Raw genomic sequence first — 24,965 nt, forward strand, 5'->3', positions numbered from 1 at the left:
GCGCCCCAGGGCGCTTGTTTCGTTTCAGGAGCGGGCAATCAACTGGTCGATAATGCTTCGGCGGGTTTCTTGCTCTTCCTGGCGCGCAGCAGGCTGTACGCGTGCCAGAGCACCGACAGCGCCGCCAAGCCGAGGAACAGCGCCGAGATCGGGCTGGTCAGGAAGGCGGTGAAACTACCGTCGGAAAGCATCAGCCCGCGGCGCAGGTTGGTCTCGGCCATCGGCCCGAGGATGAAACCGATGATGAACGGCGGCGCCGGCATGCCGGCCTTGATGAAGCCGTAGCCGAGGATGCCGAACAGCAGGATGCTCCATGCATCGAACAGGCGGCTGTTGAGGCCGAAGGCCCCGACCACGCAGAGCACCAGAATGATCGGCAACAGAATGTGCTTGGGTACCGACAGCAGCTTGATGAAGATGCGCAGGCCGTAGAACTCCAGCACCAGCATGATCACCGTGGCCAGGATCAGCGCGGCGAAGATGGTGTACACCAGCGGCCCCTGGGTGATGAACAGCAGCGGGCCGGGCTGGATGCCGTGGATCAGGAAGCCGCCGAGCAGCATGGCAGTCACCGTGTCGCCCGGAATACCGAGGGTCAGCAGCGGCACCATGGCGCCACCGATGGCCGCGCTGTTGCAGGTTTCGCTGGCCACCACGCCGCCAGGGTTGCCCTTGCCGTAGGAGTCCGGGTCCTTGGCGCGCTTCTTCGCCACGATGTAGGAAATGATGTTCGAGGTGCCCGAGCCCACGCCCGGCAACACGCCGATGCCCAGGCCGATCATCGCCGAGCGGAAGGCGTTGCGCAGCTGGCCGACGAATTCCTTCAGCGAGAAGCCGAAGCCGCGCACCTTGGACATGTCCAGTGGCTTGACCTTGGTCATGCCGGCGTGGCGCCCGGTCTCGGCCAGGCGAATCACCTCGGCCACGGCGAACATGCCGATCATCACCGCCAGCATGGCGAAGCCGCCGTTGAGGTTGGACTGGTCGAAGGTGAAGCGGCGGATCGCATCCACCGGGGCGATGCCGACGGTGGAGAAGGCGAAGCCCAGTGCACCGGAGAACACGCCCTTGGTCAGCGAGCCGGTTGACAGCGTGGCGATCAGGGTCAGGGAGAAGATGGCGATGGCGAAGTATTCGTGGGGGCCGAAACTGAGCGCCACCTTGGCCAGCATCGGGGCGATGAACATCAGTGCGCCGATCCCGAAGAAGGTGCCCAGGAACGAGAACACGATACCGATGCCGAGGGCCTTGAAGCCTTCGCCCTTTTCCATCATCGGCCCGCCATCGAACACCGTGGCGATCGAGGAGGGCGTGCCGGGAATCTTCAGCAGGATCGACGGGATCAGGCTGCCGGAAATCGCCCCCACGTAGAGCGCTACCAGCAGCGACAGGCCGGCGGCCGGGCCCATGGTGAAGGTCAACGGCAGGCACAGCGCCACGGCCATGGTCGCCGACAGGCCCGGCACGGCGCCGAAGATGATGCCGACCACCACGCCGATGGTGATGAGGATGAAGATCTGCAGCGAGAAAACGGCGGCGAAGCCGTGTGTCATCAAGTCGAGCATGGCGCGCCTCCTAGATGTTCAGCACGCCGGAGGGCAGCATCAGATCGAAGCCCTGGCGGAAGATGAGGTAGATGACGATGGCCGAGATGATCGCCGTGATCGCGTAGGTCAGGTGGCCGATCTTCTGCCCGTGGGGCGTCAGCACGATGAACTGCAGGTACAGGTAGATCGCCGTGACGATGGGAAAGCCGATGGGCTCCAGGGTGGCAATGTAGGCGGCGATCAGCGCCAGGGTCTTGATCACCGTGCCGTACTCGGAGACCTCGCCCTTCTTGTCGTCGGCCGGGCTATCTGCGGCCGGCGGGTTGCGAAAGCCGAATACCAGCTGCAGCACGCCCAGCCCGCACATGAAGATCGCCAGCACGTAGGGCACGAACGCGGCGTCGATGAACGACTTGCGCGGCAGGCTCATGGTGGCCAGCAGGTAAGCGATGCCGGCGGCCAGCATGAAGCTGCCGGTGATCAGCTCTTTTCGCTTGAAAGCATCCACAGCGAACTCCTATGGATCGGGGAATGAAAAAGCCGCAAGCGTGGGCTTGCGGCTGCCGGGGATCAGTTCGATTGCCGCAGGGCGTCCTTGAACTGCATGAACTCCTCGCGGTGTTCCTTGAGCATGGCGATGGCGTCGTCCGTGCCGTAGTAGGCCACCGGCTGCTTGTAGGTCTTGGCCAGTTCCTCGCCGTAGCTGGGGATCTCGGTGATCTGTTTCATGACCTCGGCCATCTTGGCGACGATGGCGGCGTCGGTGCCTTTGGGAAAGGCCACCACGTAGGGCTTCTCGACGATCAGGTCGACGTCCTTCTCGCGGAAGGTGGGGATGTCGCCGACCAGCGGGTTGCGATCCTCGTTGGGCTGCGCCAGGGCGTTCATCGCGCCGCTCTGGATGTAGTCCTGCAGCGCGCCGTAGCTGATCGCGCCCATGTCGATGCGCCCGCCCAGCAGCGCGACGATGCGCTCGGCCACGGTGCCGGTGTCGATGTAGCGCAGCTCGGTACCGGTGCGTTTCTCGAACATCAGGCCCTGCAGGTGGGAGAAGTTACCCATCTCGGTGCCGTAGGAGATGCTCTTGGGCTTTTCCTTGGCCTGGGCGATCAGCTTCTCGACGCTGTCGATACCCGACTGCTTGGAGGCTACGAAGATTGACGCCTTGTCGACGCCGGCGATGCAGGAAATGTCGAAGGCGTCATAGCTGTCCTCGCTGAGGCCGGCGACTTCGTTGACGATCAACTGGCCGGTGTGGGTAAACAGAATGGTGTGGCCGTCAGCCGATGATTCTTTTACGTGGGAGGCGGCCACCGTGCCGCCGCCACCGCCCATATTGGTGATCACCATCGGTTTGCCGGTGATCTGGGTGAAGTACTTGGCCATCATGCGGGCGTTGAAGTCAGTGTCGCCGCCGGCGTTGGCCGGCACCACGACCTGTACCGCGCGGGTCGGCCAGTTCGGTTCCTGGGCGAAGCTGGTGGCGGAAGTGGTCAGCAGGGCTGCGGACAGCAAGGTCGCGGACAGAATTTTATTCATTGGAAGTTCTCCGATAACGCCACGCCTGAACAACTCGATGGCTTGTTTCCAGCGCGCACTTAATAGGAAGCCCAATCCGCCTGATAATTAATCAGCAGGTAAGTCATATGGCGATTGGGGATGGCGAGGCGGCGTTAGTGCCGGTCTGGACTGCTGCGGGGACTCATGGCGAGAGCGGATCCTATGATTATTATTAGTTGGTGTCGTACGTTGTCATATGACGACTATAAGATGATTGTCTGCGTTGTTCGGCCTGTCAATGAAGCATCTTTCGATAAACCGATTCATAATGTTTAATTTTTATAACTAATTGATTAATAAGTGTTTTATTAAATGTTTCATTATCTTTCTTATTATGCTGCTTTCGATATTGTTTATTAAGTAAGCGAATTCTTGCCGATTAATAGTTCATGAATGAGCGGATTCTTGCCTATTTAATTTTTGTTATACGATGACTTATGATTTGGTCGGTGACAGCGACTTGCTCGCCTAACTTCTCTTGGCGGCTCAGTAAGCCTTGCTATGTATTGCCGCCAGTGCTGGCTTCTCCAGCCGAGCCCTGGGTACAGCGGTTTCTTTCTCTGACTGCCGAGTTCGCACTGTCGCGTCAGCGGCGATCCTGACCATTCCCCGCGGAGTGCCATTGCATGAGCCACCTGCCAGCCGAACTGCTGCGGACCCTGGGCGAGATCGTCGGCCCGGCCGGCCTGATCGATGACCAGGCCGCCATGCAGGCCTACCTTAGCGACTGGCGTAACGCCTACCGCGGCCGCGCCGCGTTGGTGGTGCGCCCGGCCTCCACCGGGGAAGTGGCCGCAGTGGTTCGTGCCTGCCACCAGGCCGGTGTGGCGCTGGTGCCCCAGGGCGGCAACACCGGGCTGTGTGGCGGGTCGATCCCCGACGACTCGGGGCGCCAGGTGGTGATATCGATGACCCGCCTGACCCGGATTCGTGACGTCGATGCGGGCAACGAAACCATCACCGTCGAGGCCGGCGTGTTGCTTCAGCAGGTGCAGGAAGCCGCCGCCGCGGTAGGCCGTCAGTTTCCCTTGTCGCTCGGCGCCGAGGGCAGTTGCACCATCGGCGGCAACCTGGCGACCAATGCCGGCGGCACCGCTGTGCTGCGCTACGGCAACATGCGCGACCTGACCCTGGGCGTCGAAGTGGTGCTGCCCGATGGGCGCCTCTGGAATGGCTTGCGCGGCCTGCGCAAGGACAACACCGGCTATGACCTCAAGCACCTGTTCATCGGCAGCGAAGGCACCCTGGGCGTCATCACCGCGGCGGTGCTCAAGCTCTACCCGGCGGTGCGCAGCCGCACCACCGCCTGGGTTGCGCTGCCCAGCCCGCAGGCGGCGGTGGAGCTGATCGGCCGTATGCGCGCATTGTGTGGCGATCGGCTGACCGGGTTCGAGCTGATGTCGCGGCAGAGCGTAGCGTTCGTGCTGCGCCACGTACCGGGTTGCAGCGATCCCTTCGCCGAGAAGCATCCTTGGTACGTGTTGATCGAACTCAGTGACACGCTGCCCGAGGCACCGCTCAACGCCATGTTGGAAACCGGCCTCGGTGCCGCCTTCGAGCAGGGCGAGGCGCTGGACGCCGTGGTGGCCAGCAACGAGGCGCAGGTCGTGGCGTTGTGGAAGCTGCGTGAGGGCATTTCCGAAGCGCAGAACCACGAGGGGCCGAGCCTCAAGCACGACATCAGCGTGCCGGTCAGCTCCATCGCCGTCTTCATCGCCCAGGCGGACGAGCGCCTGCAGCAGGCGTTCCCGGGTGTGCGCATCGTCTGCTACGGCCACGTTGGTGACGGCAACCTGCACTACAACATCAGCAAGCCGGTAGGCAGCGAGGATGAACCCTTCAGGGCTCAGGCCGAGGCGATCATGCACCTGATCTACGACGTGACCCAGGCCTTCGCCGGCAGCATCAGCGCCGAGCATGGCCTCGGCCAGGCCAAGCGCGAGGCGGCGCGGCGCTACAAGGACCCGCTGGAGCTGGAGCTGATGCGCAGCCTCAAGCAGACGCTGGATCCTTCCGGTTTGATGAACCCCGGCAAGCTGCTCTGATCCGGCGCCTGGAGTTCATGCGGGGCGTGACGGATACTGCCTGCCTCCCGTGACCGGAATAAGGACGTTTCTCGTGCGCCTGCTGCTTTTGCCCCTGCTTGCCATCGCCCTGCCTGCGCTGGCCGATGTGCGTATCGACGATCTCACCGACAAACGCAGCGATTGGGAAACCTACCGCTTCCCGCTGCTGGTCGGCGATAGCCCGGCCATCGCGCGTATCAACATCTTCCTGCATGTACGCGAACTGCAGGCGTTGCCTGGCCGCTTTGCCAAGTCGCCGTTCGAGAAGGTGCGGCCCAAGGAGGGCGAAATCGGCGGCGTGAACAGTCTCGATTATCAGGTAGTCGGTCAGGGCCCGGGTTATCTGTCGCTGAACGTCGACAGCGAGTACACCGCCGCCTACAGCAGCCAGAATTCGACCGCCTACAACTTCGACCTGGCCACCGGGCGACCCATCGGCCTGGCGCAGTTGCTCACTCCTGAAGGGCTGACGCGTCTGCAAACCGAGCTCCAGGGCAAACGGGCCAAACGCATGCAGGACTTTCTCAAGGCCATGCCGCCAAGCAAGCCGGTTGACCCCGACCAGCTGAGCGACGACGAGCAGCAGCAGGAAGACCAGCGCGCTCTGTACAGCGAATGCCTGGAGAGCCTTGGCGAGGCCAGCTTCGACTTCGACCGTCTGCAACTGGGCACAGACAGCATGACGGTGATTGGCGGCAGCTGCGCCAACCACGCCAGCCGCGCGCTGGACGAGCTTGGCGATTTCCCCAACAGCGCCAGCTACCAGTCCCTGAGCGCCGCCCTCAGCCCCTACGGCCGCTGCCTGCTGCTGGAAAAACGCAACGATTGCACCCTACCGGCGAACAGTACGCCGCAAGGCGTTTACCACGGCAGCATCGGGCCTTATCCGATCACCCTGGTGATCGAGCAGCTGTATAGCGACCACAGCCTGTCCGCCAGCTACTTCTACGACAAGCACGCCAGGCAGATCGAACTGGGCGGCGAGTTCCAGCAGGACTTCCTCACCTTTCACGAAAGCGGCGAACCACCGGCCCGCTTCGAACTCGAATTCCAGGCCGATGGCAGCTTGACCGGCACCTGGCAGCAGGGCGAGAAACCGCCGCTGGCCGTGAGACTCACCCCGTAGCGTTCGACGAGGAGGACTTATGTGGCATCTGGTCTGTGGTGACAATGCCGTCGCCGGCGTCACCCATGTGATCGGCCAGGAGGCCGCCGAGGCCGGCCTGCGTGTGCTGCGCGACGACCTGGCCGTCGGCCCGCTGGGCGATGTCGACGCGCCCCCCTGTGCGGCCCGCGTGGCGTTCTGGCGTGGGGTATGGCCGGCGGGCGTGACGCCGGTACCGGATTTTGCCGCGGACCTGCCCGCCGATGCGCGGTGGCTCGCCGATCTGACCCGCCAGCAGCGGCCGGTGACCGTCTGGCACGGCGACAGCGCCAGCGAGCAATTGCTGCTGGCGCGTGTGGCCCACGGCCTCGAAGGCAGCGGCGTCGCCCTGCTCGAAGTGGCCTGCGGCACCGGCAACAGCTGGGTGCAGAGCCGCAAGGCAGTGGCCATGCACGCTCCGCAGGCGCTGCTGGAGTTGGCCAACCCGCAGCCGGTCGGGCCTGAGCGCCTCGCCGCGCTGGCGGCGCAGTGGCGTGCCGTGGTTGCCGATGGCGGGTTGATTCATCGCTGGCAGGCTGGCGCGTTCAGCGCCGAGGATTACCAGGCCATCGACGCGGCACTGCTGCGCCACGCCCGCGCCGAGCCACAACCCTTGGCACGGGTGATGGCCGAAGTGATGGCGCGCTGCGACGGCTTCTTCGCCACCGACTTCTTCCTGTTCTGGCGTGCCCGCGAGCTGGCCGACAGCGGCCAGCTGGTGCTCGGCGGTGAGCCGGGCGAGCACGGTTACTCGGGGCTGCAGGTGCGCCGCAGCAGCTGATTCAGCCGCTGAAGGGCACCTCAAAAAACTACCTACGTTGTCAGCGCGGCGTTAAAAACAGGCTAAAAATGCTCATTTACAGCACGTAAACTCCGCTTTTTAGCCTGTTTTTGCCTTGCGCTGACTGCCTCGCCGACGTTTTTAGAGCTGCCCTGAAGAACTCGCCCGGCGTGGCGCCGAACTGCTGGCGAAAGGCAGCGATAAAGGCCGAGGTGGAGTCATAACCGCACAGCAGGGCGACGTCGGTGACCCGCTCGCCGCGCTCCAGCGGGGTCAGCGCTCCGAGCAGGCGCAGGCGCTGGCGCCAGGCGCGGAAGGTCAGGCCGGTGTCGCGCAGGAACAGGCGGCTCAGGGTCTTTTCCGACACGCCGAGCCCTTCGCCCCAGGCGGCCAGGATGCGGTCGTCGTCTGGTTTTTTCTGCAACTGGCTGCACAAGGTGCGAAGGCGCGTATCGCCTGGCCACGGCAGCGACAGGTGCACCTCGGGCGCCGCGCGCAGGCGGTCAAGCAGCACCTGAGCCAGGCGGCCGTCCGGCCCACTTTCGTCGTACTCCACCGGCAGCTCGCAGAAGCTGCGGATCAGCTCGCGGGTCAGCGCATCCACGCCCAGCACCCGGCAGGTTTGCGCTGTGCGCTCGGAATTGTCGTTCTGCAGGTAGAGGCTGCGCATTTCAGTGTTCGGCGAGCTGAGCACTTCGTGTTCCAGGCCGGCGGGAATCCAGATGGCCCGCTGCGGCGGTGCGACGAAGCGGCCGGCTGCGGTGTGTACGTGCAGCACGCCCTGAATGGCATAGGTCAACTGCACCCAGGCATGGCTGTGGCGCGGCGTGCCGGTCTGGCGCGGCAGGGATTCGTTGCGTGCATAGAGCGGGCGCGGCAGGCGTTCCAGTTGCGGAATACTGCGTTCGGCGATGCTGTTCTGTCCGTTAGACGACATGATTTGGCTTTATGGCGTTAGTCGGCAATTTTCGTGCAGGGTAAAGTGAGCACCTTCGTGTGGCAACTGCCTGCCTCGACTGCCCGGAATCTTTACCCATGGCCCGCTCTCGCTTACTGCCCGATAACTTCACCCTGACGTTGATCGCCGTCGTGCTCACCGCCACCTTCCTGCCCGTCAGTGGCCAGGCGGCAGTCGCATTCGGCTGGATCACCAACCTGGCCATCGCCCTGCTGTTCTTCCTGCATGGCGCCAAGCTGTCGCGTGAGGCGATCCTCGCCGGTGCCGGCCACTGGCGCCTGCATCTGTTGGTGTTCAGCTGCACCTTCATTCTGTTCCCGCTGCTCGGTCTGGCGCTCAAGCCACTGCTGTCGCCAATGATCGGCACCGAGCTGTACTTGGGCATGCTTTACCTGTGCGCCCTGCCGGCCACCGTGCAGTCGGCCATCGCCTTCACCTCGCTGGCACGCGGCAACATCCCGGCGGCGATCTGCAGTGCGGCGGCTTCCAGCCTGTTCGGCATCTTTCTCACGCCGCTACTGGTGGCACTGCTGATGGACGTGCACGGCAGCGGCGGCTCGCTGCTCGATGCCATCGGCAAGATCACCCTGCAGTTGCTGGTGCCGTTCATCCTCGGCCAGATCGCCCGGCGCTGGATCGGTGCCTGGGTTGGCCGCAACAAGAACTGGCTCAAGTACGTCGACCAGAGCTCGATCCTGCTGGTGGTCTACACCGCCTTCAGTGCGGCGGTGGTCGAAGGCTTGTGGAATCAGGTGTCCTGGCCGACCCTGGGCCTGCTGATCCTCTCCTGCTGCCTGTTGCTGGCCCTGGCGCTGGGTATCACCGCGCTGCTTGGCAAGGTGTGCGGCTTCAACCAGGAAGACCGCATCACCATCCTGTTCTGTGGCTCGAAGAAGAGCCTGGCCACCGGTGTGCCGATGGCCCAGGTGTTGTTCGCCGGCAGCAGCATCGGCCTGATGATCCTGCCGATGATGCTGTTCCACCAGATCCAGCTGATGGTCTGCGCGGTACTCGCCCAGCGTTATGCACGCCGTCCGGAGATAGCCATCGAGGCGCCGGCCGTGCAGCCGGCGCCTGTCGCCAAAGCGCCGTGACGCGTATCGCGCCGGGGGCTGCTAGAACAGTTTGTGCACGAAGCTGAGCACGAGCTTGTTGCCCTCCGTGCGGTTCTCGGCGCCCTGTTCGAAGTAGCTGTTGGCGGTCAGGATGTTCTCCTTCGAGAAGCTGTAGGTCAGCCCCGGGCCGATGGCCCAGACCTGTTCGCGGCGGCCGCTGACGTCGCGGCCGTCGACCTCGGTATCGCTGATCTGCTTGAGCCAGTAGCCGGCCAGGCCGATGCTCAGTTTGTCGTCGAGCGCGTACTGGGTGGCGAAGTTGGCATGCAGCGCTTGGCCGGCCTGGGTGCTCGATACATCGCCGAAGGCCGTTGACGGGTCGCGGTTCTTGGCATTCCACAGGTACCAGAAGCGCCCGCTGACCGACCACCTGGGCGTGAACCAGTAGGTCGCCGCGTAGTAGGGGTTGAACGACCAGAAATTGCCGCCGGGGTTGACCGACTTGTCGCGATCATAGGCCCCGGTGGGCAGGATCACCTCGGCCTCGATGCGCTGGGCGAACAGTGGCGAGCCGTCGGCGCGAGTGGTCAGCGAGGATTGCAGGAACGCCCCCAGCACGATGTCGCCCACGCCTTCGCGTGAGCTGAGCGCGGCGTTGTCGAGGCCATCGTCTACCTCGGCATGGGCCAGCCAGGGCACGATCACCGTGAAACCGGGCATCCAGCCGCCCGCCATCGGCTGGCCCAGGTGAATGTACTGGGTGACCGGCGCGAAGGTCTCGATCTCCTGCTTGGGCAGCGGCAGCTTGTCGCCGTGCTCGTCGTTGAAGCGCGAAGCCTTGCCGTAGATCAGGTACTCGACCAGGTAGTTGCCGGGCCCGCCGGGCAACGGCGAGCCGTCGTAGAAGCTGGTGGAGCCGAGGTTGACCGAGGGTTGGTCGTAGGCCTGGGCTGTGCCTGCCAGCGCAGCCAGGCCGAGGGTCAGAAGCGGGAGACGTGATGCGTGCATGGTGATGATCCTTGTCTTGTTGTTCTTGTCGTAGATCGTGGTGCAGCCTCGGCGAGGCTCACACGTAGCTGGCTGCCAGCCCGCCATCGACCGGGATGTTGGCGCCGCACACCCAGCGCGCCGCATCCGAGCAGAGGAACAGCACCACGGCAGCTACTTCGTCAGCCAGGGCCGGGCGCTTCATGTGGCGTCCGTCGCGCTCCAGGCGCTCGTCGCTGAGCATCTGCACGAAGTCACCGAGGATCGGCGTGAATACCGGGCCGGGCGCCACGCAGTTCATGCGCACGTCGTGTTCGCGAAACCAGGGCGAGGCGTTCTGGTACGACCAGACGATCAACGCTTCCTTGAAGTACTGGTAACAGGTGGCCTGCTCGACCGGATTGGCGTCCAGCCAGGTGCCGCCGGCCGCGAAACCCGATGTGGCGGCCAGGGCCTTGTGCGCGGCGAGGCGCTGTGGCCACTCGGCGCCGAGAATCGACGCGGCATTGACGATGCAGCCGCCAGCCAGACGCGACAGCAGGCCCTCGCTGAGGTGGCGCAGGCCCAGGTAATTGACCCGGCCGACCAGCTCGGCCGGCGCGGTGCCGGGTACGCCGGCGATGTTGCACAGGCCGTCGATGCGCTCGGGCAGGCGGGCAATGACCTGGTCGATGCTCGTCGGGTCGCCCAGATCCACTTGGTGATAGGCGTGCACGCTGATCTGCGGCTCGTGGCGATCCAGGGCGATCACCCGGGCGCCGGCGCAGCGTGCCAGTCGAGCCACTTCGGCGCCGATACCGGAAGCGGCGCCAGTCACGATCAGGGTCTTGTCATGCAGGTTCATGGTGCGTCCTCTTGTTCTTCTTGTGGGCAAGTCGGGTGGGGTCAGAAGGGATACAGCGGTGGGGTGTCCTTGACCGTCACCCATTGCCACTGGGTGAATTCGTCCCAGTTGGCGGGGCCGCTCATGCTGCCGCCGTTGCCGGAATTGCCACGGCCGCCGAATGGGTTGACGCCATCGTCGTTCACGGTCTGGTCGTTGATGTGCAGCATGCCGGCGCGTAGTTGGGCGCCGATCGCCATGGCGCGGCCTACGGAGCGTGAGATCACCGCCGCGGCGAGGCCGTATTCGCTGCGGTTGGCCAGTTCGACGGCCTCTTCGTCGCTGGCGAAGCTGGCCACGCAGGCCACCGGGCCGAACAGCTCGGTGTCGAAGGCCGGCATGCCCGGCGCCAGATGGCTGAGCACGGTGGGCTGATAGAACAGCCCCTCGTACTGGCCGCCCACCTGCAGGCGCGCACCGGCCACCACGCTGTCGAGCACCAGTTGATGGGTTCGTACCAGCTGGTTCTCGTTGATCATCGGGCCCAGCTCCACGTCACCGCCGGCCGGGTCGCCCAGGCGCAGGCGCCGGGTGCGCTCGACCAAACCCTCGACGAAGCGCTCGTGCAGCGACTCGTGCACCAGGATCAGCCCGCTGGCCATGCAGATCTGTCCCTGATGCAGGAAGGCGCCCCAACTGGCGCAACTCAGGGCGCGCTCCAGGTCGGCGTTGTCGAGAATGATCAGCGGGTTCTTGCCGCCCAACTCCAGCGCCACTTTCTTGAGGTGGCGCCCGGCGGTTTCCGCGACCTTGCGCCCGGCTGCAGTGGAGCCGGTGAAGGCGATCATCCGCACGTGCGGGTCGCTGCACAGCGCCGCGCCGGCATCGGCACCGCCGGGCAGCACGTGCAACACACCCTCGGGCAGGCCGGCCAGCTCGAGCAGCCGGGCGATCAGGAAGCCGCCGGCGATCGGCGTCTGTGGGTCGGGCTTGAGCACCACCGCGTTGCCTGCCGCCAGTGCCGGGGCCACGGCGCGGATCGACAGGATGAGCGGGAAATTGAACGGCGAGATCACCCCGACCACGCCGTGGGGCAGGCGCCGCGCGTAGGACAGCGTAGCGGTGTTGCTCGGCAGCACCAGACCGTGGGGCTGCATCACCTGGCCGGCGGCGAGCTGCAGGAACAGCACCGCCTCACGCACCTCATGCTGGGCCTTGGGCAGGATGCCGCCGGTTTCTCGGGCGATGAACAGCGCGCACTCGTCGGCCTGGGCCTGCAGCAGCCCGGCGGCGCGCAGAAAGATATCGGCACGCTGGCGCGGCGGCACGGCCTCCCAGGCCGGCTGTTGGGCGGCTGCCGCCGCAGTGGCGATGGCGACATCCTCGGCGCGAGCCTGGCCGGTGATGGCCAGGCGTTCACCCGTGGCCGGCTCGATGACGGCGTTGCTCCCTCCCGCCAGGGGCGGCCGCCAGGTGCCGGAAAACAGTTTGGCGGCCCATATGCCTTCATCCAGCAGTGCAGCAGTCGATTCTGATCGTGGCAGTCGAGACATGGTGTCTCCTTGGAGTATTGTTGTTTTGAGTGATGTGCCGGTGGCATCAGCACTGATCGCAAGGAGCGTGCCCAGCCATGTGGCGGCGCTGAGCGATTTGGATAATCCATAAAAATTTCAATAAGCTGGGCGCGTTCATCGGGATTTTCAGGTTGGTCAGGCATCGATTTCAGCTGCTCACGTTTGAGCAAATGAGTAAGTCGAAGAGCCGTTTTTCCATGCCGATCTGATGAATTGCGCAAGCGAGGAGCCGTGCATGGCCGATAGCCGTCGCATTTCCCTGGATGCGCTGCAGATCACTGAAGCGCCGCACTACCGTGGTGCCAGCGACGCGCTGGACTGGGAGAATTCCCCGACCCTGCGCGACCTCACCGAGTGCCTGTTCTTCTCGCCGGGTGACGGGCGAATCTGGCTCAACGACCAGCGCATGGTGCTGCTGCATTGCGAAGCGCTGGGCGCGCTACGCCGCGAGCTGATCGACAGCCTCGGCCTGGAGCGTGCCCGCGGTTTGCTGACTCGCGCGGGGTACCTGTCCGGCGCCCGGGATGCACGGCTGGTGCAGCAGCGCTGGGCGGACGCCGAGCCAGCGTCGATCTTCGCCGCGGGCATCCGCCTGCATGGGCTGGAGGGTATGGTCAAGGTCGAGCCGCTGCACTTCGAATTCGATGTCGATCGCGGCCACTACGACGGCGAATTTCTCTGGCACCACGCCCACGAAGACGACGAGCACATCGCCGCCTATGGAATCGGCAACGACCCGGCCTGCTGGATGGAACTGGGCTACGCCACCGGCTACGTGAGCGGTCTGTTCGGCCGCCTGGTGGTGTTTCGCGAGGTGGAATGCCGGGCCATGGGCCACCAGGTATGTCGCGTACTGGGCAAGACCGCCGAGCTGTGGGGTGATGTCAGCGAAGACCTGCGCTATCTCAACGCCTCGACCGAGGAGGGCGAGCGCAGCGGCCTGGAGCGCACGGCGTATCAGCCGCTACCGGCCAGCGCCGGGGAAATCGACGAAGGCCGCATGATCGGCGCTTCGGCCGCCTTCAATGCGGCCTTCCAGTCGCTGCAGCGGGTGGCGCGCACGCCGGCCACGGTGCTGTTCGGTGGCGAATCCGGGGTCGGCAAGGAGCTGTTCGCCAGCAACCTGCACCGCATGAGCGAACGCCGCGACGGGCCGTTCGTGGCGCTCAACTGCGCGGCCATCGCCGAAAGTCTGATCGAGGCCGAACTGTTCGGCGTCGAGCGCGGTGCCTTCACTGGCGCCAGCCACTCGAGGCCCGGCCGCTTCGAGCGCGCCCAGGGCGGCACGTTGTTTCTCGACGAGGTGGCCTGCCTGAGCCTGCCGGGCCAGGGCAAGCTGCTGCGCGCCCTGCAGGAGCGCGAGATCGAGAGGGTTGGCGGTACTTCGGTGATCAGCATCGACGTGCGGGTGATCGCCGCCACCAACGTCGACCTTCGTGCGGCGGTGCGCCGTGGCGAGTTTCGCGAAGACCTGTACTACCGCCTCAACGTCTACCCGATCCATATTCCGCCGCTGCGCGAGCGGCGCGACGACATTCCGCTGCTGGTGGATTTCTTCATGCGCCGCTACTGCGAGCGCTACGGGCGAACCCCGGTCGGGCTGACCATGCGCGGCCTCAAGGCGCTGCTCAACTACAGCTTCCCCGGCAATATCCGCGAGTTGCAGAACCTGATCGAACGCGGGGTGATCGCCAGTAACGAAGGCGCCCCGATCGACCTCAACCACCTGTTCCGCGATGAAGAGCTGCCGGCCGAGTTCTATTCGCTGCTGCAGCAGGGGCGGCTGGTGCAGCATCAGGATCGGCCTGGCGAAACCGACCTGCTGACTCGTCTCGGTTGCCCTGACCTGCCCGATGCCAACCTGTCGCTGCAGGCCGTGGAGAACCAACTGCTCGAACAGGCCCTGCAGCGCAGTGCCGGTAACCTGGCTGCGGCCGCCCGCATGCTGGGGCTGAGCCGGGCGCAGTTTGCGTATCGGCTGAAGCGGGCGCGGGTCGGTTGAGATTATTCGCGGGTATAAACTAGGCGTTCCCGCCCGCTCCCACAAAAGCTGTCCTCGGCACCAAATTTGTCGGTGCCCGCAAATCCCACGTGGGAGCGGGCGGGGACGCCCAGTCCATGCCCGCGAAGGGGCTACCGAGCACCGCTGACCCTGCTGAATGAACACGGGCTTGCTAGCGGCGCGCCGGTTAAAACTTACACCTGTGCATCCTCGCGCTGCTCGTCGCTTGGCTCCTCGATCCGATACCAGGCCACATACAGCGCCGGCAGGAATAGCAGGGTCAGCAGAGTGGCGCTGAAGATGCCGCCGATCATGGCGTAGGCCATCGGCCCCCAGAACACCTCGCGGGCGATGGGGATCATGCCCAGGCTGGCGGCGGCGGCGGTCAGCAGGATCGGCCGGCGGCGGTGGTGGGTAGCGTCGATCACCGCCTGCCAGGGCGAGTCGCCGGCCCGCTCGAATTCGTCGATCTGGGTGACCAGGATCACCGAGTTGCGGATGATGATGCCGATCAGCGCCAGCACCCCGAGAATCGCCACGAAGCCCAGCGGCGTGCCGGTCGGCACCAGAGCCAGTACCACGCCGATCAGGCCCAGCGGCGCCACGCTGAATACCAGGAAGGTCTTGGCCACGCTGTGCAGCTGGATCATCAGGAAGGTGGCCATCAAGAACAGCATCAGCGGCAGTACGCTGGCGATCGGGCCCTGGGCCTTGCCGCTTTCTTCCACGGTGCCGCCGGTGGCGACGCTGTAGCCGTTGGGCAGCCCATCTGAGAATTTCTGGATGTCCGGCGCCAGGTTCGCCACCAGGTCGGTGGGCTGGATATCGCTGACCACCGCGGCCTTGAGGGTGATGGTCGGCTTGCGGTCGCGGCGCCAGACCAGCGGTTGCTCCAGCTCGTAGCCGACGGTGGCGAAGGCACGCAGCGGAATGGCTACGCCGTTGGGGTTGACGATCTGCAGGTTTTCCAGGGTTTGCGGCGAGCTGCGTTCGCTGTCTTCGGCGCGGCCGATCACGTCGATCAGGTAGATGTCGTCTTTCACCTGGGTGACCGTGGTGCCGCTGACGATGCCGTTGAGCAGATTGGCGACGTCTTCGGAGGACAGCCCGAACTGTCGCGCCTTGTCCTGGGCTACGTCGATGCGCAGCACCTTGCCGGGCTCGTTCCAGTCGTAAACCATCTCGCCGATGTCCGGGTTCTCGTCCAGCAGAGTGGCCAGCTCCAGGGCGTGCTTGCGCACCTGATCGACGTCCGCGCCGCTGATCCGGTACTGGATCGGCCGGCCCACCGGCGGGCCCATTTCCAGAGGCTGCACGAAGGTGCCGATGCCGACGAAGTCCTCGCGCAGGCGTTTGTTGAGCTTGGCTACCAGGCGATCACGGGCATCGATGTCCTGGGCGACGATCACCAGCTGGGCGTAGAACGGGTTCTGCAGTTGCTGGTCCAGCGGCAGGTAGAAACGCAGTGCACCCTGGCCGATGTAGGTGCTCCAACGGGCGATGTCCTCGTCGCCCTGCAGGGTGGCTTCGAGGCGGTCGACCTGGGCGCGGGTCTCGTTGATCGAGGCGTTCTGCGGCAGGTTGAGGTCGACGAGAATCTCCGGGCGATCCGAGGCAGGAAAGAACTGGCTCTGCACCATCGTCATGCCGGCCAGGGAGGCGGCGAACAGGGCGATGGTCAGGCCGATGGTCCACCAGCGGTGCCGCATGGCCAGCAGCAGGCCCTTGTCGAACGCGCGGGCGATACGACCGGGGCCGCTTTCCTTGGCCTTCATGCGCTTGGGCAGGATGTGCACGGCGATCACCGGGGCGAACACCACGGCCACCAGCCAGGACAGCGACAGCGCCACGGCGATCACCGCGAACAGGGTGAAGGTGTATTCGCCCGCCGAGCTGGCGTTGAGGCCGATGGGCACGAAGCCGGCCACCGTCACCAGGGTACCGGTCAGCATCGGGAAGGCCGTCGAGGTGTAGGCGAAGGTGCCGGCGTCGTGCAGTGAGTCGCCCTTTTCCAGGCGGGTGACCATCACTTCCACGGTGATCATCGCATCGTCGACCATCAGCCCAAGGGCGATGATCAGCGCGCCCAGGGAGATGCGCTGCATGGTGATGCCGCTGTATTCCATGAACATGAACACCATGGCCAGCACCAGCGGAATCGAGCAGGCGACCACCAGGCCGGCGCGGATGCCGAGGCTGACGAAGCTCACCAGCATGACGATCAGCACCGCTTCGAACAGGGCGCGGGTAAAACCGCTTACGGCTTCCTCCACCACTTCGGCCTGGTCGGACACCACATGCACGCCAACGCCCACCGGCAGGTCGGCGGTCAGCTCATCCATTTTCGTGTGCAGGGCCTTGCCGAAGGTCTGGATATTGCCGCCGTCGCGCATGGCGATGGCCAGGCCGATGGCCGGCTTGCCGTTGTAGCGGAACAGCGCCTGGGGCGGGTCGACGTAGTCGCGGGTGATCTCGGCGATATCGGTCAACCGATAGAAGCGGTCATCCATACGCAGGTTGACGTTGCGCAGGTCGGCTTCGGAGGCGAACTGGCCGCTGGTGCGCACGGAAATCCGCTCCGGCCCGGCCTCAATCACTCCCGAAGGCGTCACCGCGTTCTGCGCCTGCAGGCTCTGGATCACCTGGCTCTGGTCGATGCCCAGGGCGGCCAGCTTGCGGGTCGAGAAGTTAAGGTAGAACACCTCGTTCTGCTGACCGACCATCTGCACCTTGCCCAGGTCCGGCACGCTGCGGATCTCGGCGCGGACCTTTTCAACGTAGTCGCGCAGCTGGCGCATGCTCAGGCCATCGCCGGTGAAGGCGTAGATGGAGCCGAACACGTCGCCGAATTCGTCGTTGAACGACGGGCCCTGCAGGCCCTGGGGGAACTCGCCGCGGATGTCGTCGATCTTCTTGCGCACCTGGTACCAGATGCCGTCGATGTCGCCGGCCTTGGTGGTGTCGCGCAGGAACACCATGACGGTCGATTCGCCCGGCCGCGTATAGCTCTTCACGTAATCCAGCGAGTCCAGCTCCTCGAGCTTCTTCTCGATGCGGTCGGTGACCTGGTTGAGGGTTTCGTCGACCGTGGCGCCCGGCCAGCGGGTCTGGATGACCATGGTCTTGATGGTGAACGCCGGGTCTTCCTCGCGGCCCAGGTTCATGTAGGAGATCACGCCCATCAGCAGCGACACGAACATCAGGTACCAGACGAACGACTGGTGGCGCAGCGCCCAGTCCGAGAGGTTGAAGCCGTCCTTGCGCGGCGCCTGCTGGGTCATGGTGCGACGCCCTCATCGATGCGGATCTGCTGGCCGTCCCTGAGCTCGCTCAGGCCGGCGCTGACTACCTTGTCGCCGGCCGCAAGGCCCTCGACGCTGATCTGTTCGCCTTCGCGGCCGACCACCCGCACGTTGCGCGGGTGCACGGTCTTGGCCTGGGTGTCGATCACCCAGACGCGGCTCTGGCCGTCGACCTCCTGCACGGCGGCGGCCGGCAGCAGGCTGCGCGGGGTCTGCGCACGGGTCAGGCTGATGGCCACGGCGGTGCCCAGGCGCAGGCCGGGCGGGGTTTCTTCCAGGGTCAGCCGAGCGCGACGGGTGCGGGTGGCGGCATCGGCGCGGGGCTCCAGCTCACGCAACTGGCCGCGGGTGGCGATGCTCGGGTCGAGCTGGGAGGCGACATTGAATTGCACCTGATCGTCCAAGCCGTCGGCCAGTTCCACGGGTAGGTCGAACACCGCCTCACGCACGTCCGGGCGGGCCAGGGTGACCACTTCCTGACCGGCGCCGACCACCTGGCCGGCCTCCACGTGCCAGGCGGTAACCACCGCAGCGAAATCGCTCTTCAGGGTGCCGTAGTTCAGGCGGTCGCGGGCCTGGCGGGTGGCAGCCGCGGCCTGGTCGCGGTTGCTGCGGGCATTGCTCAGTTCGGTTTGCGCCTGCTCCAGGGTGGCCTTGGCACCGACGCCACGGTCGAACAGTTCCTGCTGGCGGCGCGCGTTGGCCTGGGCATTGATCCACTGCGCTTCGCTGCGCGCCTGGTCACCCTCGCTGGCGCGCAGGGCGTTCTGCTGATCGGTGGGATCGAGGGTGGCCAGGGGCGTGCCGGCCTGCACCTCGGCGCCGGCGTCCACCAGGCGGTGAGAAACCCGACCGCCGACGCGAAAGCCCAGGGTGCTCTGCACCCGCGCCTCGATGGTACCGGCAAAGCGGCCGAGCACCTGCTGATCCTGCTGCTGCACTTCGCTGTACAGCACCGGGCGGATCGGCTCGGGTTTCTCGTCTTCGGCGCAGCCTGCCAGCAGCGCGGCAACCAGCGTGAAAGCCATCGCGCGCTTCATGGCTGCTGCTCCTGCTGTGGATTCTGCTCGTGGGCCTCGGCGACTTCCACTTTCTGGCCGGGGTGCAACAGTTGTCCGCCGGCCACCACCACGCGGTCACCGTCCTGCAGGCCGGCGCGGATGATCACCTTGTCGGTCAGGTAACGACCGACCTGCACCGGATGCAGCTGCACCACATCGCCGTCGCCCAGGCGCCACACCGCCGGTTCGCGCTCGGCCTTGGTGAGTGCCGACCAGGGCAGCTCGACGCTGCGTACCGCCGGATTGCTGACATGGGCGCTGACGGTGGAGCCCAGGGTCATCGCTGCCGGCACCTGCTCCAGGCCGACCTTGACCTGCACCGTACCGCTCTGCGCCGACACCTGCGGGTTGACCTCGCGTACCGTGCCGCTGGCGCCCACCTCGGGGTTGTCGAGCAGGCTCACGTGCAACGGCTGGCCCGGCTCGACCAGCAGCGCTTCGAAGACGTTGAACACCGCATCGCGCTCGCCCTCGCGGGCCAGGCCGAAGATCGGCGTGGCCGCCTGCACCACCTGGCCGACCTCGGCCTGCCGGGCGGTGATCACTCCGTCGCTCTCGGCGCGCAGCTCGGTGTAGCCGGCCTGTTCGCGGGCGTCGGCAAGTTGCGCTTCGGCGGCGGCCAGGCTGTTGCGCGCGCCGCGGTCGCTGGCCACGGCGCTGTCGTATTCGCTGCGGCTGGTGTAGCCCTTGGGCAGCAGTTGCTGCTGGCGCCAGAGGTTGGCGGCGCTGAGCTTGACCTGGGCACGGGCTGCTTCGGCGGCCGCTTCGGCGGAGCGCACGGCGTTGCGTTGGTCCTGCGGGTCGAGGCGGGCCAGAACCTGGCCCGCCTTCACGGCATCGCCGACGTCCACCAGGCGCTCGGTGATCTTGCCACCTACGCGGAACGACAGATCGGTTTGAATGCGCGCCTGGATATCACCGGTAATGGTGGCGTCCGCCGCGTAGTCGACCTGGCTGACGGTGGCCACTTTCACGCGCGGATGCTTGGGCGCGGGCGGCGTCTCCTCGGCGCAGCCGGCCAGCAGCGCGAAAGCCAGCAAGGCCGCGACGAGGCGAGGCAACGCAGAGGTCGATACGGGCGGCATGGAGACTCCGGCACGGCAGGACGCGAGGGTGTGTGCAGATGCGACCGCACCAGGCGACGAACGGTTCAGGCTACTCGTGCGACGAGCGTGGCTTGTGCTGGGGACGCAATCCAAATACTGTATTTATATACAGTTATCGAGCTCGAGCCATGAACCCGACTTCAGCGCCGCGCGGGCGCGGCACCGCCAGCAAGCCGCACAATCGTTTCGCGCCCACCACCAGTGAGACCGAGGACGACGGCTGGTATCAGGAACAGACGCCGCTGACCGTCGTCACCGAGGTGCGCCACGAGCGGGCGAAAACGGTGATCAGCCGCAACAGCTCGCCAGACGTGGGCTTCGACCGCTCGGTGAATCCCTATCGCGGCTGCGAGCACGGCTGCATCTACTGTTTCGCCCGGCCCAGCCATGCCTATTGGGACCTGTCGCCGGGCATCGATTTCGAGACCAAGCTGATCGCCAAGACCAACCTGGCCGACCGCCTCGAAGAGCAGTTGAGCAAGCCGGGCTACGTGCCGGCGCCCATCGCCCTGGGCATCAACACCGACGGCTACCAGCCCATAGAGCGCGAACACCAGCTGACCCGCCAGGCTCTGGATATCCTGCTGCGCTATCGCCACCCGGTGAGCATCATCACCAAGAGCGCGCTGATTCTGCGCGACCTGGATCTGCTCGAAGAGCTGGCCAGCCGCAATCTGGTCAGCGTGGCGTTCAGCGTCACCACCCTGGACGACGAGCTCAAGCGCATCATGGAGCCGCGCACCGCAGCACCCAAGGCACGTTTGCGGGCGATGAAGACCCTGCACGAGCACGGTGTGCCGGTCGGCCTGATGGCCGCGCCGATGATCCCGATGATCAACGACATGGAGCTCGAGCGCCTGCTCGAAGCGGGCCGCGAAGCGGGTGCCAGTTCTGCCGGGTACGTGCTGCTGCGCCTGCCGCTGGAGATCGCCGATCTGTTCGAGGAGTGGCTGAAGACCCATTTCCCCGACCGCGCCGAACACGTGATGAGCCTGATCCGCCAGTCTCGCGGCGGGCAGAACTACGACAGCCGTTTCGGCGCGCGAATGAAGGGTGAGGGGCACTTCGCCGAATTGTTGGCGCAGCGCTTTCGCCTGGCGCGCCGCCGCTACGGTTACGACGGCAGCAAGCGCGCCGTGCTGGACTGCTCGCAGTTCGCGCCGCCGGGGCAGCAGATGGGGTTGTTCTGAGGGCTGCTTGAGGCGCTAGCCTGCGCTCGACCCTGCCACGCACTGGCGATGTTCGCAGCTCTGGAGCCTGGCGTTGAGCGTAGCGATACCCAGGTCGGATACTGGTCGTGTCATGGATCGTTAGCGCGGTGCACGACACGGCGAAAATATGGTCGACATTGACGGGCGGGTGGAGATTTTTCACGCCGACGTGTCTTGAGTGGTTCTGCCACAGTCAAATCCTTCGATCTCGTCGGCAGTCCTGCCGGCTGGAAAGCTGTGCGCTGTCGCACGCTTCGTCTCCCATCCGTAAGCGAGGTAACGCTAATGCCTGGTAATCGTCGTCCTGCCGAGAGCACCCCCAAGAACGCCGCTTCGGCCGCCGAGGCGCTTGATCATCTGGTCGAAGGCTTTCTGCGCTTTCGTCAGGATGTGTTCCCGCAGCAGCAGGCGCTGTTCAAGAAGCTGGCCCATGCCCAGTCGCCACGTGCCATGTTCATCACCTGCGCCGACTCGCGCATCGTGCCCGAGCTGATCACCCAGAGCGAGCCGGGCGACCTGTTCGTGACCCGCAACGTCGGCAACGTGGTGCCGCCGTACGGCCAGATGAACGGCGGCGTGTCCACCGCTATCGAGTACGCGGTCGCCGCCCTGGGCGTGCAGCACATCATCGTCTGCGGCCACTCCGACTGCGGCGCGATGAAGGCCGTGCTCGACCCGGAAACCCTGGAGCGCATGCCGACGGTCAAGGCCTGGCTGCGCCATGCCGAAGTGGCCAAGACGGTGGTCGCCGACAACTGCGGCTGCGCCGATCACACCACGCTGGGCGTGCTCACCGAGGAAAACGTGGTGGCCCAGCTCGACCACCTGCGCACCCATCCCTCTGTGGCCTCGCGCCTGGCAGCCGGCCAGCTGTTCATCCATGGTTGGGTGTACGACATCGAAAGCAGCGAGATCAAGGCCTACGATGCCGAAACCGGCGAGTTCCGCCAGATCGGCGACGGCCCACTGCCGATGGCGACGCCGCGCCCGCGTTATCCACAGGGTTGATCGACACTACGGCGTCCCACCCTACGAATTGTGGGAGCGGGCATGGACTAGGCGTTCCCGCCCGCTCCCACAAAAGCAGGTGATCCGCCGCTTGGACCTTTAACGGGCTTGCATGCGTCATCGCCTCAAGCTGTGACCCATTTCCCGTTCTGAGTCGAACCAGCGAACCTGCTGGACTGTGCTAGGGTCTTTAGTCGGTCGGTTGGCCCGCGCATGAGGCGCGTCCAACCGGCAATCACCGACAAGAACAAGACGATGCCGGCCCGCCATGTCCCGATCGCAGAGAACGCTCGACCCCTCTTATGAGCTGATGGATGACCACGAAGGTCATTCGCTGATCTATCGCCAGCACGGCTTTCCCAGCCCGCTGGTGCGCTGGCATTTCCACAAGGAATACGAGCTGCACCTGATCGTCGCCAGCGCCGGCAAGGTGTTCATCGGCGACTACATCGGCAATTTCTCTCCCGACACCCTGTTTCTCACCGGCCCCAACCTGCCGCACAACTGGATCAGCCAGATGGCGCCGGGCGAAGCGGTGGCCGAGCGCGACATGCTGGTCAACTTCACCGACGAGGTGCTGGAAAGCGGCACCGCGGTGTTCGCCGAGCTCAAGGACCTGCAGCCGCTGTTGGCCCGCGCCCAGTACGGCATCGAGTTCCGTTGCCCGCACACCATCGGCGAGGCACGCCAGTTGCTGCAGCGCATCGCCAATTCCCAGGGCATGACGCGCCTGGGGCACTTCTTCATCCTCATGGAATTGCTGGCCGGCTGCGAGGCGTACCAACTGCTCTCGGACCGCACCGCTGCGCAGCTGGCCGACGAGCACCACGTCGACCGCATCAACCGCGCCGTCGACTACATCTTCCAGCGCTATGCCCAGGAACTGAGCCAGGAGGAAGTGGCCGAGTACCTCGGGATGACGCCCACCTACTTTTCGCGCTTCTTCAAGCAGGCCACCGGGCGCGGCTTCGTCGAGTTCGTCAATCGCATGCGGGTGAGCAAATCCTGCGAGCTGCTGACCCAGAGCGACAAGCCGGTGACCGAGGTGTGTTTCGAGTCCGGCTTCAACAACATTTCCAACTTCAACCGGCGCTTCCAGCAGCTCAAGGGCATGACGCCCAGCGGCTACCGACGGCTGGTTACCCAGCGAATCACGGCGCAAAACCTGTACTGATTCCGTCGCCCCAATCTGTCGGAAAATAGCCGAAAGCGTCGTGCTTGACGTGTTGGATGGCTATTTCCTGGCTGCCTTGGTTTTGCCGTTCAGTGCAAAAAAGTATCGGTTGCAGTGCAGTCGAGGCGTTGTTCGGGTTCGGCGCTAGGGGTGTAATCCGGGTCGGCCCACAAAAACAATAACGTCTCCCGAGGCTCACCGGGCCAGGGAGAGGAGTTCAAGACCATGAACCATACGCTCAAAGTATTCGTAGCCGCTTCATGCCTTTCCCTGACCGTCGGCGCCCAGGCTGCCGAGACCGTGACCATCGCCACGGTCAACAACAGCGACATGATTCGCATGCAGCGCCTGGCCAAGACCTTCGAAGAACAGCACCCGGACATCAAGCTCAAGTGGGTGGTGCTCGAAGAGAACGTGCTGCGCCAGCGCCTGACCACCGACATCGCCACCCAGGGTGGCCAGTTCGACGTGCTGACCATCGGCATGTACGAAGCGGCGCTGTGGGGCGAGAAGGGCTGGCTGGAGCCGATGAAGGACCTGCCTGCCGATTACGCCCTCGACGATGTATTCCCCTCCGTGCGCGAAGGCCTGTCGGCCAACGGCCAGCTCTACGCACTGCCGTTCTATGCCGAAGCCTCGATCACCTATTACCGCACCGACCTGTTCGAGCAGGCCGGGTTGAAGATGCCCGAGCAGCCGACCTGGGAGCAGATGGCGGAGTTCGCCGGCAAGCTTCACCAGCCGGACAAGGGCCAGTACGGCATCTGCCTGCGCGGCAAGGCCGGCTGGGGCGAGAACATGGCGCTGATCACCACCGTGGCCAACGCCTACGGCGCGCGTTGGTTCGATGAACAGTGGAAGCCGGAATTCACCGGTAGCGAGTGGAAGAACGCGCTGAACTTCTACGTCGACACCATGAAGAAATACGGCCCGCCGGGCGCCTCGAGCAACGGCTTCAACGAGAATCTGGCGCTGTTCAACAGCGGCAAGTGCGCCATGTGGGTCGATGCCAGCGTGGCCGGCTCGTTCGTTACCGACGAGTCGCAGAGCAAGGTCGCCGACTCGGTGGGCTTCACCTTCGCGCCGACCCAGGTCACCGACAAGGGCGCCTCCTGGCTGTACTCCTGGGCGCTGGCGATCCCCACCAGCTCCAAGTCCAAGGATGCCGCCAAGACCTTCAGCGCCTGGGCCACGTCCAAGGCCTACGCCGAGCTGGTCGCCGAGAAGGATGGCGTCGCCAACGTGCCGCCAGGCACCCGCGCCTCGACCTACAGCGATGCCTACATGAAGGCTGCGCCGTTCGCCAAGGTGACCCTCGATTCGCTGAAGAAGGCCAACCCGGCCGACCCGAGCGCCAAGCCGGTGCCGTACGTGGGCATCCAGCTGGTGACCATTCCCGAGTTCCAGGCCATCGGCACCGCCGTCGGCAAGCTGTTCGCCGCCGCCCTGACCGGGCAGATGCAGCCCGAGCAGGCGCTGCAGGCCGCGCAGCAGAGCACCGAACGGGGAATTAAGCGCGCCGGGTATCCGAAGTAAGCACGCCCGGTGGTGGGCCGCCGTGCAGCGGCCCACCGCGGGTGATCAGACAACGCCTGGGTCACTCGGC

General features: G+C 65.2%; 18 protein-coding genes and 1 pseudogene. 9 read left to right on the forward strand and 10 right to left on the reverse strand.

Features of this window, described 5'->3' with window-relative positions; genetic code table 11:
• Positions 1-38: 38 nt before the first annotated feature.
• From BVH06_RS04050 to BVH06_RS04060, 3 genes are all read right to left on the reverse strand, one after another.
• Complete coding sequence (locus BVH06_RS04050) at positions 39-1,565, reverse strand: tripartite tricarboxylate transporter permease (protein ID WP_075928879.1); 1,527 nt, start codon at positions 1,563-1,565, stop codon at positions 39-41.
• 10 nt (positions 1,566-1,575) lie between these two features.
• Positions 1,576-2,055, reverse strand: coding sequence for a tripartite tricarboxylate transporter TctB family protein (locus tag BVH06_RS04055; RefSeq protein ID WP_075933289.1), 480 nt, complete (start codon positions 2,053-2,055; stop codon positions 1,576-1,578).
• 62 nt (positions 2,056-2,117) lie between these two features.
• Positions 2,118-3,086, reverse strand: a complete 969-nt coding sequence (locus BVH06_RS04060) for a tripartite tricarboxylate transporter substrate binding protein (protein ID WP_075933290.1) — start codon at positions 3,084-3,086, stop codon at positions 2,118-2,120.
• Positions 3,087-3,733: 647 nt separating this feature from the next.
• Between BVH06_RS04060 and BVH06_RS04065 the strand changes: the two genes are divergently transcribed.
• From BVH06_RS04065 to BVH06_RS04075, 3 genes are all read left to right on the forward strand, one after another.
• The gene (locus BVH06_RS04065) at positions 3,734-5,152 is read left to right on the forward strand and encodes an FAD-binding oxidoreductase (protein ID WP_075933291.1); all 1,419 of its coding nucleotides are present in this window, start codon (positions 3,734-3,736) and stop codon (positions 5,150-5,152) included.
• A 73-nt stretch (positions 5,153-5,225) separates the two neighbouring features.
• Positions 5,226-6,299, forward strand: a complete 1,074-nt coding sequence (locus BVH06_RS04070; RefSeq protein ID WP_075933292.1) for a hypothetical protein — start codon at positions 5,226-5,228, stop codon at positions 6,297-6,299.
• Positions 6,300-6,318: 19 nt separating this feature from the next.
• On the forward strand, positions 6,319-7,098 hold the full coding sequence (locus tag BVH06_RS04075) for a DUF1835 domain-containing protein (RefSeq protein WP_075928874.1): 780 nt from the start codon (positions 6,319-6,321) through the stop codon (positions 7,096-7,098).
• A gap of 151 nt (positions 7,099-7,249) precedes the next feature.
• Here BVH06_RS04075 and BVH06_RS04080 read toward each other — a convergent pair.
• Positions 7,250-8,035 (reverse strand): annotated as a pseudogene (locus BVH06_RS04080) (helix-turn-helix transcriptional regulator); the annotation flags it as partial.
• A 98-nt stretch (positions 8,036-8,133) separates the two neighbouring features.
• Here BVH06_RS04080 and BVH06_RS04085 point away from each other — a divergent pair.
• Positions 8,134-9,150, forward strand: a complete 1,017-nt coding sequence (locus BVH06_RS04085) for a bile acid:sodium symporter family protein (protein ID WP_075933293.1) — start codon at positions 8,134-8,136, stop codon at positions 9,148-9,150.
• Between the two features lie 21 nt (positions 9,151-9,171).
• Here BVH06_RS04085 and BVH06_RS04090 read toward each other — a convergent pair whose 3' ends face one another.
• Genes BVH06_RS04090 through BVH06_RS04100 form a run of 3 tightly spaced genes read right to left on the reverse strand, consistent with a single transcriptional unit; the run spans position 9,172 to position 12,474 of the window.
• Positions 9,172-10,119, reverse strand: coding sequence for a transporter (locus tag BVH06_RS04090; protein WP_075933294.1), 948 nt, complete (start codon positions 10,117-10,119; stop codon positions 9,172-9,174).
• Between the two features lie 58 nt (positions 10,120-10,177).
• Positions 10,178-10,942 (reverse strand): coniferyl-alcohol dehydrogenase, encoded by a 765-nt coding sequence (locus BVH06_RS04095; RefSeq protein WP_075933295.1) that lies wholly within the window; start codon positions 10,940-10,942, stop codon positions 10,178-10,180.
• A gap of 41 nt (positions 10,943-10,983) precedes the next feature.
• Positions 10,984-12,474 carry a benzaldehyde dehydrogenase gene (locus BVH06_RS04100; RefSeq protein ID WP_075933296.1) on the reverse strand — a complete coding sequence of 497 codons (1,491 nt, stop codon included), beginning with the start codon at positions 12,472-12,474 and terminating at the stop codon, positions 10,984-10,986.
• A 256-nt stretch (positions 12,475-12,730) separates the two neighbouring features.
• On the opposite strand from BVH06_RS04100, the gene BVH06_RS04105 reads away from it, so the two are divergent.
• On the forward strand, positions 12,731-14,497 hold the full coding sequence (locus BVH06_RS04105; protein WP_075933297.1) for a sigma-54-dependent Fis family transcriptional regulator: 1,767 nt from the start codon (positions 12,731-12,733) through the stop codon (positions 14,495-14,497).
• Positions 14,498-14,691: 194 nt separating this feature from the next.
• Here the strand turns inward: BVH06_RS04105 and BVH06_RS04110 are convergent, their stop codons facing one another.
• From BVH06_RS04110 to BVH06_RS04120, 3 genes are read right to left on the reverse strand one after another with little or no spacing between them, the layout of a single operon-like run.
• Positions 14,692-17,778 (reverse strand): efflux RND transporter permease subunit, encoded by a 3,087-nt coding sequence (locus BVH06_RS04110; RefSeq protein ID WP_075928868.1) that lies wholly within the window; start codon positions 17,776-17,778, stop codon positions 14,692-14,694.
• Positions 17,775-18,839 carry an efflux RND transporter periplasmic adaptor subunit gene (locus tag BVH06_RS04115; RefSeq protein WP_075928867.1) on the reverse strand — a complete coding sequence of 355 codons (1,065 nt, stop codon included), beginning with the start codon at positions 18,837-18,839 and terminating at the stop codon, positions 17,775-17,777. Before BVH06_RS04115 ends, BVH06_RS04110 begins: the two co-directional genes overlap by 4 nt.
• Positions 18,836-19,945 carry an efflux RND transporter periplasmic adaptor subunit gene (locus BVH06_RS04120; RefSeq protein WP_075933298.1) on the reverse strand — a complete coding sequence of 370 codons (1,110 nt, stop codon included), beginning with the start codon at positions 19,943-19,945 and terminating at the stop codon, positions 18,836-18,838. Before BVH06_RS04120 ends, BVH06_RS04115 begins: the two co-directional genes overlap by 4 nt.
• Before the next feature lie 149 nt (positions 19,946-20,094).
• Between BVH06_RS04120 and BVH06_RS04125 the strand changes: the two genes are divergently transcribed.
• The 4 genes from BVH06_RS04125 to BVH06_RS04140 all read left to right on the forward strand — a co-directional run bounded on the left by BVH06_RS04125 (position 20,095) and on the right by BVH06_RS04140 (position 24,895).
• Entirely contained in the window at positions 20,095-21,156 is a 1,062-nt protein-coding gene (locus tag BVH06_RS04125; protein ID WP_075933299.1) for a PA0069 family radical SAM protein, read from the forward strand.
• 306 nt (positions 21,157-21,462) lie between these two features.
• Entirely contained in the window at positions 21,463-22,185 is a 723-nt protein-coding gene (locus BVH06_RS04130; protein WP_075928864.1) for a carbonic anhydrase, read from the forward strand.
• Positions 22,186-22,453: 268 nt separating this feature from the next.
• Positions 22,454-23,359, forward strand: coding sequence for an AraC family transcriptional regulator (locus BVH06_RS04135; protein WP_075928863.1), 906 nt, complete (start codon positions 22,454-22,456; stop codon positions 23,357-23,359).
• A gap of 225 nt (positions 23,360-23,584) precedes the next feature.
• Entirely contained in the window at positions 23,585-24,895 is a 1,311-nt protein-coding gene (locus tag BVH06_RS04140; protein WP_075933300.1) for a sugar ABC transporter substrate-binding protein, read from the forward strand.
• Positions 24,896-24,965: the final 70 nt, after the last annotated feature.

It is taken from the genome of Pseudomonas sp. PA27(2017) (genome assembly GCF_001945445.1).
Classification (GTDB): domain Bacteria; phylum Pseudomonadota; class Gammaproteobacteria; order Pseudomonadales; family Pseudomonadaceae; genus Aquipseudomonas.

Excerpts from the sequence above, each read along its gene's own strand:
- BVH06_RS04110 (WP_075928868.1), bottom strand. The coding sequence starts at position 17,778 with ATGACCCAGCAGGCGCCGCGCAAGGACGGCTTCAACCTCTCGGACTGG.
- BVH06_RS04120 (WP_075933298.1), bottom strand. The coding sequence starts at position 19,945 with ATGCCGCCCGTATCGACCTCTGCGTTGCCTCGCCTCGTCGCGGCCTTG.
- BVH06_RS04125 (WP_075933299.1), top strand. The coding sequence starts at position 20,095 with ATGAACCCGACTTCAGCGCCGCGCGGGCGCGGCACCGCCAGCAAGCCG.
- BVH06_RS04115 (WP_075928867.1), bottom strand. The coding sequence starts at position 18,839 with ATGAAGCGCGCGATGGCTTTCACGCTGGTTGCCGCGCTGCTGGCAGGC.
- BVH06_RS04105 (WP_075933297.1), top strand. The coding sequence starts at position 12,731 with ATGGCCGATAGCCGTCGCATTTCCCTGGATGCGCTGCAGATCACTGAA.
- BVH06_RS04135 (WP_075928863.1), top strand. The coding sequence starts at position 22,454 with ATGTCCCGATCGCAGAGAACGCTCGACCCCTCTTATGAGCTGATGGAT.
- BVH06_RS04085 (WP_075933293.1), top strand. The coding sequence starts at position 8,134 with ATGGCCCGCTCTCGCTTACTGCCCGATAACTTCACCCTGACGTTGATC.
- BVH06_RS04130 (WP_075928864.1), top strand. The coding sequence starts at position 21,463 with ATGCCTGGTAATCGTCGTCCTGCCGAGAGCACCCCCAAGAACGCCGCT.
- BVH06_RS04075 (WP_075928874.1), top strand. The coding sequence starts at position 6,319 with ATGTGGCATCTGGTCTGTGGTGACAATGCCGTCGCCGGCGTCACCCAT.
- BVH06_RS04090 (WP_075933294.1), bottom strand. The coding sequence starts at position 10,119 with ATGCACGCATCACGTCTCCCGCTTCTGACCCTCGGCCTGGCTGCGCTG.
- BVH06_RS04060 (WP_075933290.1), bottom strand. The coding sequence starts at position 3,086 with ATGAATAAAATTCTGTCCGCGACCTTGCTGTCCGCAGCCCTGCTGACC.
- BVH06_RS04065 (WP_075933291.1), top strand. The coding sequence starts at position 3,734 with ATGAGCCACCTGCCAGCCGAACTGCTGCGGACCCTGGGCGAGATCGTC.
- BVH06_RS04050 (WP_075928879.1), bottom strand. The coding sequence starts at position 1,565 with ATGCTCGACTTGATGACACACGGCTTCGCCGCCGTTTTCTCGCTGCAG.
- BVH06_RS04140 (WP_075933300.1), top strand. The coding sequence starts at position 23,585 with ATGAACCATACGCTCAAAGTATTCGTAGCCGCTTCATGCCTTTCCCTG.
- BVH06_RS04095 (WP_075933295.1), bottom strand. The coding sequence starts at position 10,942 with ATGAACCTGCATGACAAGACCCTGATCGTGACTGGCGCCGCTTCCGGT.
- BVH06_RS04100 (WP_075933296.1), bottom strand. The coding sequence starts at position 12,474 with ATGTCTCGACTGCCACGATCAGAATCGACTGCTGCACTGCTGGATGAA.